Source organism: Streptomyces sp. NPDC002476 (assembly GCF_042889785.1).
Classification (GTDB): Bacteria; Actinomycetota; Actinomycetes; order Streptomycetales; family Streptomycetaceae; genus Streptomyces.
On sequence record NZ_JBIARH010000002.1, the window covers coordinates 126,542 to 141,968 of the forward strand.

12 protein-coding genes and 1 pseudogene are annotated in these 15,427 nt (G+C 69.9%); 8 read left to right on the plus strand and 5 right to left on the minus strand.

The features are described 5' to 3' along the window. Positions 1-152 precede the first annotated feature (152 nt). From ACFYXM_RS02405 to ppk2, 3 genes are all read right to left on the minus strand, one after another. Positions 153-2,753, minus strand: coding sequence for an SdrD B-like domain-containing protein (locus tag ACFYXM_RS02405; protein ID WP_389286093.1), 2,601 nt, complete (start codon positions 2,751-2,753; stop codon positions 153-155). Between the two features lie 528 nt (positions 2,754-3,281). Then, positions 3,282-5,099, minus strand: a complete 1,818-nt coding sequence (locus ACFYXM_RS02410) for a multicopper oxidase family protein (RefSeq protein ID WP_389286095.1) — start codon at positions 5,097-5,099, stop codon at positions 3,282-3,284. Between the two features lie 569 nt (positions 5,100-5,668). Further along, positions 5,669-6,490, minus strand: a complete 822-nt coding sequence (gene ppk2, locus ACFYXM_RS02415; RefSeq protein ID WP_389286097.1) for a polyphosphate kinase 2 — start codon at positions 6,488-6,490, stop codon at positions 5,669-5,671. A gap of 346 nt (positions 6,491-6,836) precedes the next feature. On the opposite strand from ppk2, the pseudogene ACFYXM_RS02420 reads away from it, so the two are divergent. Further along, positions 6,837-6,995: pseudogene (locus tag ACFYXM_RS02420) on the plus strand (universal stress protein); the annotation flags it as partial. A 112-nt stretch (positions 6,996-7,107) separates the two neighbouring features. Here the strand turns inward: ACFYXM_RS02420 and hypB are convergent. Both hypB and ACFYXM_RS02430 read right to left on the minus strand, forming a co-directional pair. After that, positions 7,108-8,055 carry a hydrogenase nickel incorporation protein HypB gene (hypB, locus tag ACFYXM_RS02425; RefSeq protein ID WP_389286099.1) on the minus strand — a complete coding sequence of 316 codons (948 nt, stop codon included), beginning with the start codon at positions 8,053-8,055 and terminating at the stop codon, positions 7,108-7,110. A 4-nt stretch (positions 8,056-8,059) separates the two neighbouring features. Continuing rightward, entirely contained in the window at positions 8,060-8,389 is a 330-nt protein-coding gene (locus tag ACFYXM_RS02430) for a hydrogenase maturation nickel metallochaperone HypA (RefSeq protein ID WP_389286101.1), read from the minus strand. Positions 8,390-8,605: 216 nt separating this feature from the next. Here ACFYXM_RS02430 and ACFYXM_RS02435 point away from each other — a divergent pair, with 216 nt between their 5' ends. Genes ACFYXM_RS02435 through ACFYXM_RS02465 form a run of 7 tightly spaced genes read left to right on the plus strand, consistent with a single transcriptional unit; the run spans position 8,606 to position 15,406 of the window. Further along, positions 8,606-9,661: a hydrogenase expression protein HypE gene (locus ACFYXM_RS02435; protein ID WP_389286103.1), complete on the plus strand. Its 1,056-nt coding sequence runs from the start codon at positions 8,606-8,608 to the stop codon at positions 9,659-9,661. Positions 9,662-9,721: 60 nt separating this feature from the next. Then, on the plus strand, positions 9,722-11,494 hold the full coding sequence (locus ACFYXM_RS02440; protein WP_389286104.1) for a nickel-dependent hydrogenase large subunit: 1,773 nt from the start codon (positions 9,722-9,724) through the stop codon (positions 11,492-11,494). 1 nt (position 11,495) lies between these two features. After that, positions 11,496-12,476 carry a NifU family protein gene (locus ACFYXM_RS02445; RefSeq protein ID WP_389286106.1) on the plus strand — a complete coding sequence of 327 codons (981 nt, stop codon included), beginning with the start codon at positions 11,496-11,498 and terminating at the stop codon, positions 12,474-12,476. Then, positions 12,473-13,171, plus strand: a complete 699-nt coding sequence (locus ACFYXM_RS02450) for a DUF5947 family protein (protein WP_389286108.1) — start codon at positions 12,473-12,475, stop codon at positions 13,169-13,171. The genes ACFYXM_RS02445 and ACFYXM_RS02450 overlap by 4 nt, the downstream gene beginning before the upstream one ends. Then, on the plus strand, positions 13,168-13,854 hold the full coding sequence (locus ACFYXM_RS02455; protein WP_389286110.1) for a DUF6084 family protein: 687 nt from the start codon (positions 13,168-13,170) through the stop codon (positions 13,852-13,854). Before ACFYXM_RS02450 ends, ACFYXM_RS02455 begins: the two co-directional genes overlap by 4 nt. Further along, positions 13,851-15,290: a hypothetical protein gene (locus tag ACFYXM_RS02460; RefSeq protein WP_389286112.1), complete on the plus strand. Its 1,440-nt coding sequence runs from the start codon at positions 13,851-13,853 to the stop codon at positions 15,288-15,290. Before ACFYXM_RS02455 ends, ACFYXM_RS02460 begins: the two co-directional genes overlap by 4 nt. Further along, a complete protein-coding gene (locus ACFYXM_RS02465; RefSeq protein ID WP_389286114.1) occupies positions 15,287-15,406 on the plus strand; it encodes a DUF6893 family small protein in 120 nt (39 codons plus the stop codon). The genes ACFYXM_RS02460 and ACFYXM_RS02465 overlap by 4 nt, the downstream gene beginning before the upstream one ends. Positions 15,407-15,427: the final 21 nt, after the last annotated feature.

Genomic DNA, 15,427 nt, shown 5'->3' on the forward strand with positions numbered 1-15,427 from the left:
CGCCCCCCGCCCCCCCCGCCGCCGGCGCGGCGCCCCCCCTCTCGCCCCCCCGGCGCGGGGCCCGCCGGCGGCGGGGCGCCGGCGCGCGGGGCCGCCCCCCCCCCCCCCCCCCCCCCGACGCTCCTTCCGGGCAGACCTCTCCGGTCACGGCACTAGCTGTACTGCGCCCTTCGCCTGCGCACCAGGACGACCAGCGCGGCACCGAGGACGGTGAGCGCGGCGCAGCCGGCCAGGGCCAGCGGAACCATCCGGCTCATGCCGGTGGATGCCAGACCCGAGTCGGGTGCGTGACCCGGTGGCCCCGGTACACCCGGTGCACCCGGCGCCCCCGGCGAACCCGGTTTGCCCGGTACCGGCGTCGTCGGTGTCGGCGTCGGGGTGGTGCCGGGCAGCCGGTGGTTGACTGCTGTCACCGAGACCCCGGCGTCGAGATTTTCGGGGTTCAGCACCAGCGGCCCGAACACCGCCACGTCGGGCACGGCGTACCCTGCGGGCGGGCTGACTTCCTGCCAGTAGTACGTGCCCGGTGCGCCGGTGCCCCGGCAGACTCCGTCGGTCCCGGTCGTGCAGGGCTTGTCGACCCGCGTGTCCGGCTCCGCCCCGGTGGTCTGCAAGTCGTCGGAGCCGTTCGTCTCCTTCCACAGCTGGAACTTCGCCCGGGCCAGCGGCTTGCCGTCCTGGTCGTGCTTGACCAGGCGCAGCACGCCCTCCTGTTGTCGGAAGCCGAAGTCGTAGGTGTGGTCGTTCTCCCCCGGCCCGCCGGTGGTCAGCGCCCGCTCCGGGAACTTCGCACCGCGCGGGACGATGCCCTTGGAGTCGATGAAGTGGTTGTCGCCGACATCCGCGTCCGTGGACACCCACTGGTGGAGCGGCCCGTCCTTGGCGTAGTCGGCCGGATTGTCGAGGCGGATGGTGTACTTGGTCCTCGGGCGGAGGCCGCCGGTGACATTGGAGTCGTCGAAGTAGTACTCGCCGCGCGCCGTCGTCCTGGTCGTCCCCACGAGCTTGCCCGACTCGTCGTACAGGTTGACGGTCGCGCCCACGACCGGGCGCTGGCCCGGGTTCTGGATGCCCTTGCGCTCGGGGTCGTACCAGACCCGGTTGCCGATCTGGAGCGGGGCCTGGTCGCAGAGCACCTCCAGGTCGCCCATCGAGGCGCCCTTGCCGAACGGGGCCGCGGCGCCCGGCGGGTTGAGGCGCAGGCCGAACTTCGGGTCCTGCTTGCCGTCACGCTGGAGGAACGACGTGCCGTAGCCGTAGGCGGTGTGGTCGGGGTCGAAGGCGGAGGTCGCGATGGTGTTCTCGACCTTGGAGTGCGCCATGCCGGCGAACGCCGTGTTGCGGTGACCACCCCAGCTGGTGTCGAAGAACCGGGTGCCCCGAGGGGACAGCCCGCAGCCGTTGTTGGTGTCCATCACATACATGTCGTTCGCCGGGCAGGCCTTGTTCAGGTCACCGCCCGACATGACGACGGCAGCGGAGCCGGGCGTGGTGCCGGCCGGGGCGCGGTCGCCGAAGCGGTCGCGGAAGGCCAGCAGCATCGAGCCGTCGGCCTCGAAGGCGATCTCGCCCAGTTCCGGTTCGGGGTTGGCGATGGTGGAGTTGCCGCACGGACTGCCGTTCTGCGAGGCCGGGTAGGTGCTCGTCCACGGGAACCAGCCCGCGCCGTCGCACGGGCCACCGCCGACCGTCGAGCCGCGCGGGTAGTCCAGCGGCTGGTTCAGCACGGCCTTCTGGAAGGCGCCGGTGCCCAGGTCGAAGGGCAGAACCACCGCGCGCAGGTCCGAGACCTTCCCGGTGGACTCGCCGGAGCACACCCCGCCGAGGTAGCCGGTGCCGTCCTGCATCCCCAGGCCGAAGGGGCGCCAATCCCCGGACGCCGGGCAGCCCGGGTCCGGGATCGAGTAGACGGCCTTCGGCGCCGCGGCGGTCGGCACGGTGGCGTCGTAGCGGTAGAGCTTGCGGTTGTTGAGGTTGACGACGAACAGGTCCTTGCCGTCATCCGTGATCTTGATGCCGCCCAGACTCTCCTTGCCGGGCACGACGAGGAACGCGTCGTCGGTACCCGGGCCGTGGGCCGTCGCCCCCGCGTCCGGGACGACGGTGAACAGGGAGGTCTTCTTCCGCCCGGGGTCGGTCACGTAGATGCCCCCGGCGTCACCCGGACCGTAGTCCGTGGTGCGCTTGGCCAGCGCCGAGGAGAACACCCGCTTGTCGGCCTTGTTCCACGCGATACCGAACAGTGTGCCGGTCTCGGCGTTGGTGGCGATGTTCGTGACGTCGACGTCGACGCCGCCCTGGCCGCGCGCGTCGTACGGGAAGGAGGCCAGCGTACGCTGGGCCCCGCCCTCGCGCGTGGTGGGCTGACAGGTCGTCATCAGCGGTGCGTTCTTCTGACAGTAGTCGCCCGGACTCCACAGCCCGGTGGTGAACGCCACGCTCTTCCCGCCGGAGAGGTCGACGAACTCCTCATTGCTGCTCAACTGGTTGGGCGCACCGTCCAGACCCTGGCGCGAGGCGAAGGCCGGGAACAGCACACCCGGCTTCGGATTCACCACCTGCACCCGGTACCTGCCGCTGGTGGGCTCACCCGCCGCCGGAGTCAGCGTCACGGTGCCGTCGGCCGCCGTGACCCCCTCGACACCGACCCCGGCGTCGTCGGTGAGGGTCACCTTGACGCCCGCGATGCCCGGTTCCAACGCCGGCTTCCACACACCACTGGTGTCCACGGCCCGGATCACGCGGACCGTCACGGATCCGTCCCCCGCCTGCGAGTACGCCGCAGGCGCCACGGCTAACGAGCCGCTACCGATTCCCAGGGCAAGCGCGGCCAGGCAGCCAACGGTGCGGCGACCGAGCACGCCCGGCCGTCGCCGACGCGGCTGGGGCGCGGCTCCCTTCACTTCTTCATTCTTAGATCTCATCCCCTGCTCTCAGCGTTCAGAAGGGCCTGATGCCCTGCTCGTGAGGGAGTACATAGAGATGCGGAGAACCGCCTTGCGGGCGATCTTAGAAGGGCTTTGGGCAAGATCGTGCCGTAATGGCGAACTCGGCCTCCGTGTACCGGTGTTCGGTACGGACGCTGGTGGGACTGTCGTCATCGGGCGAGCGACCAGCGATACGTCGTCGCCGTTCTGCCGGTCGTCGCCGGCGGGAGGAGCGGAGCCGGCCTGGGAGCCGGCGGCATCAAGGCCGCGTCCCTGCGCAGCGCTGACGGGACGGAGCGGCTGCGGAGCGGCACCCTGCCCTTGACGAAATCCCGGTGCGTCGAGCCACCGCCGTCATCCGATCGTGTAGGGGCGCATCATCTCGTTGTCCTCGTGTTCGAGCATGTGGCAGTGCCAGACGTACCGGCCCGGCCGGTCGAACGTCGCTTTCAGCCTCGTGACGACGCCCGGGTAGGCGACCACCGTGTCCTTGAAGCCTCTCTCCCACGCTTCGGCGGGTTGCGCGGGGCGGCCGGCCATCTGTCGGCCGAGAACCTGGAACTGCACCTCGTGGACATGGATCGGGTGGGCGTCCTTCGTGAAGTTGTGGATCTCCCATACCTCGGTCGTCCCCAGCGTCGGGGTCTCCGTGACGGGGTCGTCCCAGTGCATCGGCACGGCGGCGCCCTTTCGGTCCAGGGTGCCGAGCAGCAACTGCCGGGGACCGACGTGCGGCAGCGAGGCGGAATTCTGCTCGCTGAGGGAGAGCTGCCGGACACGGCTCGCCTCCCCCAGCGGCTCGAACGGCGGAAGCGACAGCCGACCGGGAGGCACGCTCCTGTCCGGCGCCGTGAGTGTCCCCGTCACGAACTTCATGATCTGCCCGGTGGTGGCCGGGTCCGCGGGGGAGAAATCGGTCCCGGCCTTCCCACCCCGGAACGCCGTGTCGGGCCCCTCGTTGGTGAGGTACAGCTCCGTCCCGGCCGTAAGAGACGTGAAGTCGACGACGACGTCGGCGCGTTCGGCGGGAGCGATGAGCAGCTGGTCGAGCTGGACCGGCGCCGGGAGGAAGCCGCCTTCGCTGCCTATCTGCCAGAACGGAAGTGCGGCACGCGCGGGCCTGCGGGCGAGCGGGTGGGTGGTGATCTTCAGGATCAGGTACCGCGAGTTGCACCCGTTGAGGATCCGGAAGCGGTACCGACGGGGCTCGACGCGGAGAAACGGCCAGGTTCTGCCGTTGGTCACCATCGTGTTGCCGAAGAGCTCCGGATTCCAGATCGGAGGAATGTCGCTGCCCGGGATGTAGGGTCCGCCGAACCCGTCGAAATCGCGGCGCCCGGCCGGGTAGTGGAGGCTGCCGTCGACATGGAACGAGCGGTCCTGGACGACGACGGGGATCTCGTAGTACTTCCGCCCGGGCGGATCCCCGGGCCGGGGCGCGGGGCCCGGCAGCACCCCTTCGGGAAGGTCGGCGGGGCCTCCTCGCAGGAGGTAGAACCCGGCCAGCCCGGCGTAGACGTTCAGGCGTGTGACGCCCAGGGCGTGATCGTGGAACCAGAACGTCGAGGCCCTCTCCTCATTGGCGTACTGGAACACGGCTTCGCCCCGATTCCAGACCTCGCCGAACCGGCCTTGGAACTTTCCCCTGAACTCCTCGTAGAAGGAGCCGACCTCGGCGTACCCCGCAGGAACGTCGAGCGCGTCGGGAAGGTACCAGGCCTCGGTGTAGCCGTCGCTCTCCTCGGTGTTCAGCCCGCCGTGGAGATGCGTCACGATCGGCACGGGGCCGGTGTACGGTCCGGGCGTCGAGCGGAACACGGGACTCGCGTCCCGGCCCCGGGGTCCGCCCGGAGGGTTCGCCCAGTGCAATGTGGGGTCGACCGGCAGCAGATGCGGCAGGTACCGGCCGTCACGACTCCGCAACTGGTTCTGCCACCTCACGCGCACGGGCGTTCCCGACCGGGCCTCGATGGTGAAGGCGGGGTAGTGGAAGGTGCCCGGATGCCCGGTGGAGCCGTACCCCCACACCGTTGTCGCGGGCAGACCGGGTGGCAGCACCTGCTGTCGGAACTGCCGCACGCCGATGACGTAGTTCTCGACCGGAGCACCGAGGGTGCCACGGATCGACGGCATGACGGGCGGGACGACGAGAGGCTCGACGTACTTGCCCACCTTCCGAGGGTCGAGGACGTCCCCTCGGGACGCCGTCCACAGCCTCGGACGAGCGGTGCCGGCTGGAAGGAGCGCGGCCATTCCTCCGACCGCCGCCTGGACAACCCTGCGTCTCGTGACCATCCGTACCCTCCGGTTTGCCTCGGACCGGTCTCTTCACCGTCGTCCTCCCGGCCCGGCCCTGCGGTCTCCCCGAAACCGACGGCACGTGCCGGGCGTCATCAGGCTGCCTCAGACGACCCGGACGCGCGTTGCCGGAGTACTCCGGGCGAAGGACCTCCCGGGCACCGCCGACGCCCCTCGGCAGGGTGCGGGAACTTGCCGCACACGGCGCCGTCTCGCCGATCAGGTGCCGGCGCGAGCGACCGGCACGACTGACCCGATGCGGTGACCACCGCACAGGGTCTCAAGGACCTCACGGTCCGGGCTACTGAGAGCCGGCGCCCGGTGCTGCCCGTCGGCGCGAGCCGGGCCGCAGCTCGACCGGGGCGCTCATACCCTGCTTCGCCATGCCGACCGCCCGGTGGCCGTCATGCCTTGGCCGCCCGACCGGGGGACCCGCCCCCGGCTCACCTGCTCAGTTCTGACGCGTGGTCGGGGACGTAGGTCTGAAGGTCCCTCGGCGGGCGTTGGTATCCCGTGGCCGGTGGGCGCCGAGGCAGTTCGATCTCCGACCAGGTGACCTCCTCGTACGGCAGGGTCGAGAGCAGATGGGCGATCATGTTCAGCCTCGCCCGGTGCTTGTCGTCGCTCTCGACCACGTACCAGGGGGCTTCCAAGATGTCCGTGTGGACGAACATCTCGTCCTTCGCCCGCGAATAGGCCTCCCAGCGACTGATCGACTCCAGGTCCAGCGAGGAGAGCTTCCACCGGCGGGTGGGGTCCTGCAGCCGACGCCGGAACCGCTGCTCCTGTACGGCGTCACTCACCGAGAACCAGTACTTGCGCAACAGAATGCCGTCCTCCACCAGCATCCGCTCGAAGATCGGGCACTGTCGCAGAAACCGCTGGTATTCCTCCATCGTGCAGAAGTCCATGACGCGCTCGACGCCCGCGCGGTTGTACCAGCTCCGGTCGAGCAGGACCATTTCCCCCGCGGCGGGAAGGTGCGCGACATAGCGCTGGAAATACCACTGGCCGCGCTCGCGCTCCGTGGGCCGCGGCAGCGCGACGATACGGGCCACCCGGGGATTGAGGAACTCGGTGACACGCTTGATCGTGCTGCCCTTGCCCGCCGCGTCACGCCCCTCGAACACGACGACGAGCCGTGCGCCTTCGGCCCGCACCCACTCCTGAAGCTTCACCAACTCGGTCTGGAGCCGGTACAGCTCGCGCTCGTACAGCGAGCGCGGCAGCTTCCCGGAGCCGACCTGGTCCTTTTCGTCCGGCATGGGATGACGTTACGGAGGAGAGCGTGCTCGAAGTCAAGTGTCAGCGCCGGACGTATCGCTCGCCGGACCCAGTACGACGTGTCCGATGAGACAGGCCGGCCGTCCGCCGGACCTGAGGGGGGCGGTGGACGCACCGCCGCGCTCGTAACGACCTGGGGAGCAATAAGGAGCGGGCTCCCGACGCCCTGCGACTCCGCCTCCCGCGTCGTCGGTCACCGACGCTCCTTCCCCGAGCTCTCAGCTGCTTTCGAGCAGGACAGACCCCATCCGCCTCCCTCCTCCGCCCTGGATTCGAAGCCGCACGACGCCGCTCGCCGATCCACTCCCTCTCGTTCCCCAGGTCGTAAGCCCGGCCAGGGCTGTCGTACGGGCCGCCGACGGTGCCGCGCTGCCGGTCGTCGGCCGGCGTCGGCACCGTCGCGCCCCGGCACCGCATCTCGGCCCCGTGGTCCAGGCCGCCGTGCACCACGCGCGCTGCCCCGCCGCCGTCGTCCCCCACGACTGACACGCGGGGCACACGGCTGGGATTCCGCTCGACCGGGCCGTGCTGCGTAACCGATTTCCGCCTGCGAACCCGGCTCCCGTTCCACGTCGGGCCTCGACGAATGACCGTGGGGTCAGCGCACTGCCCGACGATGCCGCTCGTCCAGCCAGCCGTACCAGTCCGGCATCCCCTCTCCGGTGGTCGCCGAGACCCTGAGCACCCGCAGGCCCGGGTTGACGGACGCGGCGTACTTCTGGCACTGGTCGGGGTCGAAGTCGACGTACGGGAGCAGGTCGATCTTGTTGATGATCACGAGGTCCGCGACCGCGAACATATGGGGGTACTTGATCGGCTTGTCCGTGCCCTCCGTGACCGAGATGATCACGACCCGGCTGCTTTCCCCGAGGTCGAAGAGTGCGGGACAGACCAGGTTGCCCACGTTCTCGACGAGGACCAGCGATCCGGGCCTCGGGGCGAGGGCCGTGAGCGCGTCCCGCGTCATCTCCGCGTCGAGGTGGCAGCCCGCACCGGTGTTGATCTGTACGACGTCACCGCCCGCGCCCCCGATGCGCTCGGCGTCGAGCGTCGTCTCCTGGTCCCCCTCGATCACCGCGACCGAACGGCCCCGTGCGGTCAGCTCCCTGACGGTGCGTTCGAGAAGGGTGGTCTTGCCCGCGCCGGGCGAGCTCATCATGTTCATCGCCACGATGTCCCGTTCGGCGAGCCAGGCACGGTTCCGCGCGGCCAGGTCCTCGTTCTTGGCGAGCACCCTCTGTTCGAGCGTGACGGTCTCCCCGTCGGGCCTGGCGGTCCCGTCTCCCCCGGTCGCCCCGTGGGCGGCGGCCGACGGGGCGAGCGGCCCGGGTCCCCGCACGAGGTCGTGGCCGTGCCCGCCGTGGTCGTGGCCGTCGTGGTCGTGGCCGTCGTGGCCGTGTGCCTCGCGGTCACGGTCGTGGCCGTCATGACCGCCATGAGCATGCCCGCCGTTCGGGTGTGCTGCATGCGGTCGGGTGAGTCCGGTGATCCGGGTACCTCCGCCGCCTTCGCCGCCACCGTCCGCACATCCGCAAGTACCGCACATGCCGTCAACCCACTCTCATAGAGACGATCTGCAACTCCCGGCCCGACGTGACGTCCACGTCGGAACTGCCGCACGGACACAGCAATACAAGATCGTTCAGGAGGAAGTCGGTCCCACACGCCCGGCAGTGCGCCCTTCCGGGCACGTGATCGATCTCCAGGAGCGCGTCCTCCGCGACCGTTCCCGCGGTCGTCAGGTCGAAACAGAAACGCATCGCTTCGGGCACCACGGCGGTCAGTACCCCTACCCGCACCCTGACGGCCCGTACCGGCCTTCCATCGGCGCGCTCGCACACCGCTTCGACGATGCCCTGAGTGATTGACAATTCATGCATCAGCGCCTCACTCTCCGGAATTCACTCACGTGGACGCGACCACCGAGAGGAAAGCGATTCCCTGCCGGAGAATCATATGTTGACAGGAGATCGCGGCTGCTCCTAGATGGTAGCAATTCGCGTGACGTCGAATTCATCACGTGTGGCAGCACCATCCCCACGTCCACATTCCTCACGTCCGACAGCGAGCGGTTCGAGACCGGAAGGCAGCGGGCCATGCCGACAGAAGCAGCGATAAAAGCGGAGAACACTCTCATCCATGTGCTGTGGATCAACGCGGGACTGAGTTGTGACGGGGATTCCGTCGCCCTGACCGCCGCCACGCAGCCCAGCATCGAGGAGATCGCGCTCGGCGCGCTGCCCGGGCTGCCGCAGATCGCCGTGCACTGGCCGCTCATCGATTTCGAGAGCGGGCCGCGCGAGGGCGCCGACGACTTCATGGAGTGGTTCTTCAAGGCCGATCGCGGCGAACTGGACCCGTTCGTCCTGGTCGTCGAAGGGTCGATCCCCAACGAGCGGCTGCACGACGAGGGGTACTGGTGCGGCTTCGGCAACGACCCGGTCACCGGACAGCCCGTGACCACCAGCGAATGGCTCGACCGACTGGCCCCCAAGGCCACCGCGATCGTGGCGGCCGGCACCTGCGCCACGTACGGCGGGATCCACGCCATGGCGGGCAATCCGACCGGCGCGATGGGGGTGCCGGACTACCTGGGCTGGGACTGGAAGTCCCGGGCCGGGGTGCCGATCGTGTGCGTCCCGGGTTGCCCCATCCAGCCGGACAACCTCTCCGAGACACTCACCTACCTGCTCTACATGGCCACCGACCAGGCCCCGATGATCCCTCTCGACGAGGCGCTGCGCCCGGTCTGGCTGTTCGGCAGCACGGTGCACGAGGGATGCGACCGGGCCGGCTACTACGAGCAGGGCGATTTCACGACGGAATACGGCTCACCCGAATGCATCGTGAAACTCGGCTGCTGGGGTCCCGCCGTGAAATGCAATGTGCCCAAGCGGGGCTGGATGAACGGCATCGGCGGCTGCCCCAATGTGGGTGGAATCTGCATCGGCTGCACCATGCCGGGATTCCCCGACAAATTCATGCCGTTCATGGACGAGCCGCCGGGAGCCCGGCTCTCGTCGAACACCGTGAAGCCGTACGGCACGACGATGCGGCGACTCCGGGGCATCACCACGCACACGCTCGACCGCGAGCCCAAGTGGCGCAAGCGCGGCAAAAAACTGACGACCGGGGCCACGCGCACCTGGTGACCGCGTATTCATGAACCGGCCCGGCCGGAAACGCATCGAAACGGAAGAAGAGGCGGCCCCATGACGGCGATCAGCCAGGGCAAGGACGAACTGGTGGAGATGGCGTGGGATCCCATCACCCGGATCGTCGGAAGTCTGGGCATCTACACGAAGATCGACTTCAAGCAGAAGACCGTTGCCGAGTGCCACAGCACCAGCTCGATCTTCCGCGGCTATTCGGTCTTCATGAAGGGCAAGGACCCGCGCGACGCCCACTTCATCACGAGTCGGATCTGCGGAATCTGCGGCGACAACCACGCCACGTGCTCCTGCTACACGCAGAACATGGCGTACGGGGTGAAGCCGCCGCACCTCGGCGAGTGGATCGTGAATCTCGGCGAGGCCGCCGAGTACATGTTCGACCACAACATCTTCCAGGAGAACCTGGTCGGGGTCGACTACTGCGAGAAAATGGTCGCCGAGACCAATCCCGGCGTGCTCGAACAGGCCAACCGCACGCCTTCCCCGCACGCGGGGGACCACGGGTACCGGACCATCGGCGACATCATGCGCTCGCTGAACCCCTTCACCGGTGAGTTCTACCGCGAGGCCCTTCAGGTCAGCCGGATGACCCGCGAGATGTTCTGCCTGATGGAGGGGCGTCACGTCCATCCGTCCACGCTCTACCCGGGCGGTGTGGGCACGGTCGCGACCGTGCAGCTGATGACGGACTACATGACCCGGCTCCAGCGGTACGTGGAGTTCATGAAGAAGGTCGTGCCCATGCACGACGACCTCTTCGACTTCTTCTACGAGGCCCTGCCGGGGTACGAGCAGGTGGGCAACCGCCGTGTCCTGCTCGGCTGTTGGGGCTCGTTCCAGGACCCGGAGCACTGCAACTTCTCGTACGGGGACATGACTTCCTGGGGCCGGAAGATGTACGTGACCCCCGGTGTCGTCGTCGACGGGAAGCTCGTCACCACCGACCTGGTGAAGATCAACCTCGGCATCCGCATCCTGCTCGGCTCCTCGTACTACCGGGACTGGGAGGAGCAGGAGATGTTCGTGACGAACGACCCTCTCGGCAATCCGGTCGACCGGCGCCACCCCTGGAACCAGCACACCAACCCGCAGCCCCAGAAGCGCGATCTGGACGGCAAGTACAGCTGGGTCATGTCGCCGCGCTGGTTCGACGGCAAGGACTACCTCGCACTCGACACCGGTGGCGGTCCGCTGGCCCGGCTCTGGGTCACTGCCCTCGCGGGCCTCGTCGACATCGGATACGTCCGGGCCACCGGCAGCAGTGTGAAGATCAACCTCCCGAAGACCGCGCTCAAGGGCCCGGTCGAGCTGGAGTGGCACATCCCGCGATGGAGCAACACCCTCGAACGCAATCGGGCGCGCACCTACTTCCAGGCGTACGCCGCCGCCTGTGCGCTGCACTTCGCCGAGAAGGCGCTCACGGAGATCCGGGCCGGCCGGACCCGGACGTGGGAGAAGTTCGAGGTGCCGGAGGAGGGCATCGGCTGCGGCTTCACCGAGGCCGTGCGCGGAGTGCTGTCGCACCACATGGTGATCAGGGACGGCAAGATCGCCAACTACCACCCGTACCCGCCGACCCCGTGGAACGCGAGTCCGCGCGACACGTTCGGGACGCCCGGGCCCTACGAGGACGCGGTGCAGGGCCAGCCGATCTTCGAGGAGAACGACCGGGAGAACTTCAAGGGCATCGACATCATGCGCACGGTGCGCAGTTTCGACCCCTGTCTGCCGTGCGGCGTGCACATGTACCTCGGCAAGGGCAAGAAGCTGGAGCTGCTGCACTCCCCCACCCAGTCCGCGGGCAGTGAGTGACGTGGCAAAGCTGCAGACGTCCCCTCCCCCGACCTCCGAGCCCTGGCGGACGACCGGCGAGCGCATCGAGAGCCTGCTCACCGCCTGTGCGGCGGGAGGGACCGCGGCCCGTGAGCGCGGCGAGGAACTGGTCCGGCTGGTGACCGACTTCTACGGCGCCGGACTCGAACGACTCCTCGACCTGGTCCATGCGCACGGCCGGTTGGACGACCCGCTCCTGGCCGCCCTGGCCGCCGACGACCTGGTGGCCGGCATGCTCCTGGTGCACGGGCTGCACCCGTACGGTGTGGAGGACCGGGTCGAGAGCGCGCTGGAGAGCGTGCGTCCGTATCTCGGCTCGCACGGCGGCGATGTGGAACTGCTCGGGGTCACGGACGACGGAGCCGTACGGCTGCGGCTGCTGGGCACCTGCGACGGCTGCCCGTCGTCCTCCGCCACGCTCGCGCTCGCCGTGCGCGGAGCGGTCGAGGCGGCGGCACCCGAGATCACCACGATCGAGGTCGAGCCCGCGACCGGGAGCGCGGGGAACACCACTGCTCCTGGGCCGTTGGTTGCGGTGGACTCGCTGTACTCCCGGCTGCGCGAGGCGGGACCGCCGGACGGCGGCGGCGAGGACGCCGGCGCGGTCTGGGAAACGGTCCCGGCCCTGGTCGCGCTGGGCCCCGGCGAGGTCGAACGGCTCAGCGCCGGTGGCTTCCCCCTGATCGCCTGCCGGATCGGCACGGAACTGTTCGCGTTCCACGACCGGTGCGCCCGGTGCGAGCGGCCCTTGGAGGGCGCGACGCTGGCCCGGCGCCTGGGCGGCGGTCCGGACGACGGAGTCCTGCGCTGTGCCGCCTGCCGCGCCCACTACGACGTCCGGCGGGCGGGCGCCTGCCTCGACGCGGACGCCGGCGGGGCGCACCTGGACCCGTTGCCCCTGCTGGTGGACGGGGCCTCCGCCTCGGTCGCCGTGCCGTCCGCACCCGTGGCCGCCCCGTGAGCGCGCCCCCGGGGCGTTCCGGGTCCCCGGCCGCGGTGCTGCTCCGGATCGGCCGTGACCGTCCCGAGCCGGTCACCGGCGAGCGCTGCGAGATGTGCGCGGCCCCGGCTGCCGAGGAGCACCGGCACGTGGTGGACCTGGAGAGCCGCGCCCTGATGTGCTGCTGCCGGTCCTGCCATCTGCTGTTCACGGACGAGGGGGCGCGGCAGCGCTATCGCGCGGTCCCCGACCGGTATCTGCGCTTCGAGGGATTCTCGCCGGACGCGCGGGCGTGGGACGCGTTGCGGATCCCGGTGGGCCTGGCCTTCCTGTTCCACGACTCCACACGGGACCGCACCGTCGCCTTCTATCCCGGCCCGGCCGGGGCGACGGAGTCCGAACTGCCGCTGGACGCCTGGGCGGCGCTGGTGGATGCCGACCCCGCGTTGTCGACGGTGCGTTCCGATGTCGAGGCTCTCCTCGTCCGCCGGAACGACGGGGCCGGCCGTGAGGACGTGTCCTCGTGCCACCTGGTGCCGATCGACGCCTGCTACGAACTGGCCGGCCGGCTGCGCACGTTGTGGCGCGGATTCGACGGCGGCCGGGAGGCGCACGCCGCGCTCGACGCGTTCTTCGAACGCGTCGACGCCCGCAGCAGGCCGGTGAGCACGGGGCGGACGGCCTCCGGGCCCGCGGGCAGGGGTGGTCCCTCGTGAACGGGCCCGCGTCCCGCGGACTGGCGTTCTCGGTTCGCGACATCGTCGCCGAGCCGTACACGGCGGCGCCGCAGCTGACCGCACGGCTGAGGATCGAGGACGGCACGGGCGAGCGGATCCACTCGATCGTGCTGCGCTGCCAGGTCCGCATCGAACCGCAGCGCCGCCCCTACGACCTGGCCGAACAGGACGCGCTCCGGGGCCTGTTCGGCGGGCGGGAGCGGTGGTCGGGCACGCTGCGCCCGTTCCTGTGGATGCGCTGCGACACGACGGTGCAGGGGTTCACCGGCTCCACCGAGACCGACCTCGCGCTGCCGTGCAGCTACGACTTCGACGTCGTGGGCTCGCGCTATCTGCACGCGCTCGGGGACGGGGCGGTGCCGCTCAGTCTGCTCTTCTCGGGCACCGTCTTCACCTCGGGAGGAGGCCGCGCCGGATTCGGCGTACGGCAGGTTCCCTGGGACTGCGAGGCGCGCTATCACCTGCCGGTCGAGGTGTGGCGTCAGGTGATCGCGTCCCACTACCCGCATTCCGGCTGGATCAGGCTGGATCACGACGTCCTCGCCGACTTCGCCCGTTTCCGGGAGCGGCGCGGGCTGATCAGCTGGGACGAGACGGTTCGCACGTTGTTGTCGCAAGCGGGCGGCGCCGCCGCCGATGACCTCGACGAGGTGGTCCAGTGACCCGGACGAATCCCACGGCTCCGGCGGATCACGATCCGGTGCGCCGGATCGCCGACGCGGTGCTGTACGAGGGCTATCTGCTGTACCCGTACCGCGCCGGCTCCCCCAAGAACCGGTCCCGCTGGCAGTTCGGTGTGCTCGGGCCGCCCTTGGCGGCGCCCACGAGCTTCGCCGAGGATCCGGGCATGGCGATGGAGTGTCTGCTGTCCTTCCCGCCCGGTCCGCCGCCCGCGGGCGACGTGACGGTCCGGCTGCGCTTCCTCCAGCACCAGGTGCGTCAGGTGCGCAGGCGGGAGGCGGACGGGGGCGACCTCGACGTCGCTGAACTCACCGTGGACGGCGTGGCGTTCCTCAGCTGGGACGAGGCGGTGGAGCGGGAGGTGGACCCGGGGCCGGTCCCGTTGACCGGCTCGACCGATCGGGTCTGCTCCGTGCCCGGCGGCGAGGAGTGCGAACCCATCACGGATGCACGGGGTGTGATCGTGGGTCAGATCGTTCGCCGTCGCGAGCCACTGCTGGCCAGGGTCCGCACCCGTACGGCCGAGGACGACGGATTCCTGCGGCTGTCGGTGTCGGTGGACAACGAGCACGCCATGACGGCCGCGGACAAGGAGTCCGCGGTCCGTGCCTCGCTGCTCGGCGCGCACCTGCTGCTGCGGGCCCCGCACGGCGCGGAGTTCGTCTCCCTGCGCGAGCCGCCGGACGCGGCCGCCGCCGCGGCGTCGCGGTGCGAGCAGCGGCGGTGCTGGCCGGTCCTGGCGGGGCCGAAGGGGTCCACGGACACGGTGCTCGGCGCGCCGATCATTCTCTACGACCATCCGGAGATCGCCGAGCAGAGCCCGGGCGCCCTGTTCGACTCTACCGAGATCGACGAACTCCTGACGCTCCGGATCATGACGATGACGGACGAGGAGAAGGCCAGGGCCCGGGCCACCGATCCCCGGGCCCGCGAGATCGTGGACCGCTGCGACGCGATGGCGCCGGAGGACCTCCGGCAGCTGCACGGCTTGATCCGGTCTCCCGACACCCCGGCGGCGTGCCGGGAGGTGCCCGTCGCGGACCGGTTCGGGAGGAGGCCGGAGACCGTGGCCGACGGTCCCGCGGGCGGCGGCGCGCCGCCGGGGTCCGAGGCCGTCGTGATCGACGGGGTGCGCGTCGCCAGGGACAGTCTCGTGCGGGTGCGTCCTGCCCGCCGCGCCGACGCCCAGGACCTCTTCTTCGCCGGTCGGGTGGCACGGGTGACGGCCGTGCTGCGCGATGTCGACGAACGCACGCACGTGGCCCTCGTCCTCGTCGACGACCCGGCGGCCGACCTGCACGAATGGTACGGCCGCTCCTTCTACTTCGCCCCCGACGAACTGGAGCCGCTGCCCGTCGGCGGTCCCGGACGGGGCGTCCCCGGTCCATCGGAGCCCAAAAAGGAGAACCCATCGTGAAATCGCTCGGACTGGTCACCACGGGGGTGGTCGCCGCGCTCGCCGTGGTCGCCGTCGTCGTCGGCGTGCGCTCGATCCCCGACATCCGCAGGTATCTCAGAATGCGCTCCATGTGAGTGCGCCACGTGCCGGGGAGG

What these genes read in the sequence shown, in the direction of transcription:
- ppk2 (WP_389286097.1), bottom strand. Translation starts at nt 6,490, where the DNA reads ATGCCGGACGAAAAGGACCAGGTCGGCTCCGGGAAGCTGCCGCGCTCG.
- hypB (WP_389286099.1), bottom strand. Translation starts at nt 8,055, where the DNA reads ATGTGCGGTACTTGCGGATGTGCGGACGGTGGCGGCGAAGGCGGCGGA.
- ACFYXM_RS02430 (WP_389286101.1), bottom strand. Translation starts at nt 8,389, where the DNA reads ATGCATGAATTGTCAATCACTCAGGGCATCGTCGAAGCGGTGTGCGAG.
- ACFYXM_RS02435 (WP_389286103.1), top strand. Translation starts at nt 8,606, where the DNA reads ATGCCGACAGAAGCAGCGATAAAAGCGGAGAACACTCTCATCCATGTG.
- ACFYXM_RS02440 (WP_389286104.1), top strand. Translation starts at nt 9,722, where the DNA reads ATGACGGCGATCAGCCAGGGCAAGGACGAACTGGTGGAGATGGCGTGG.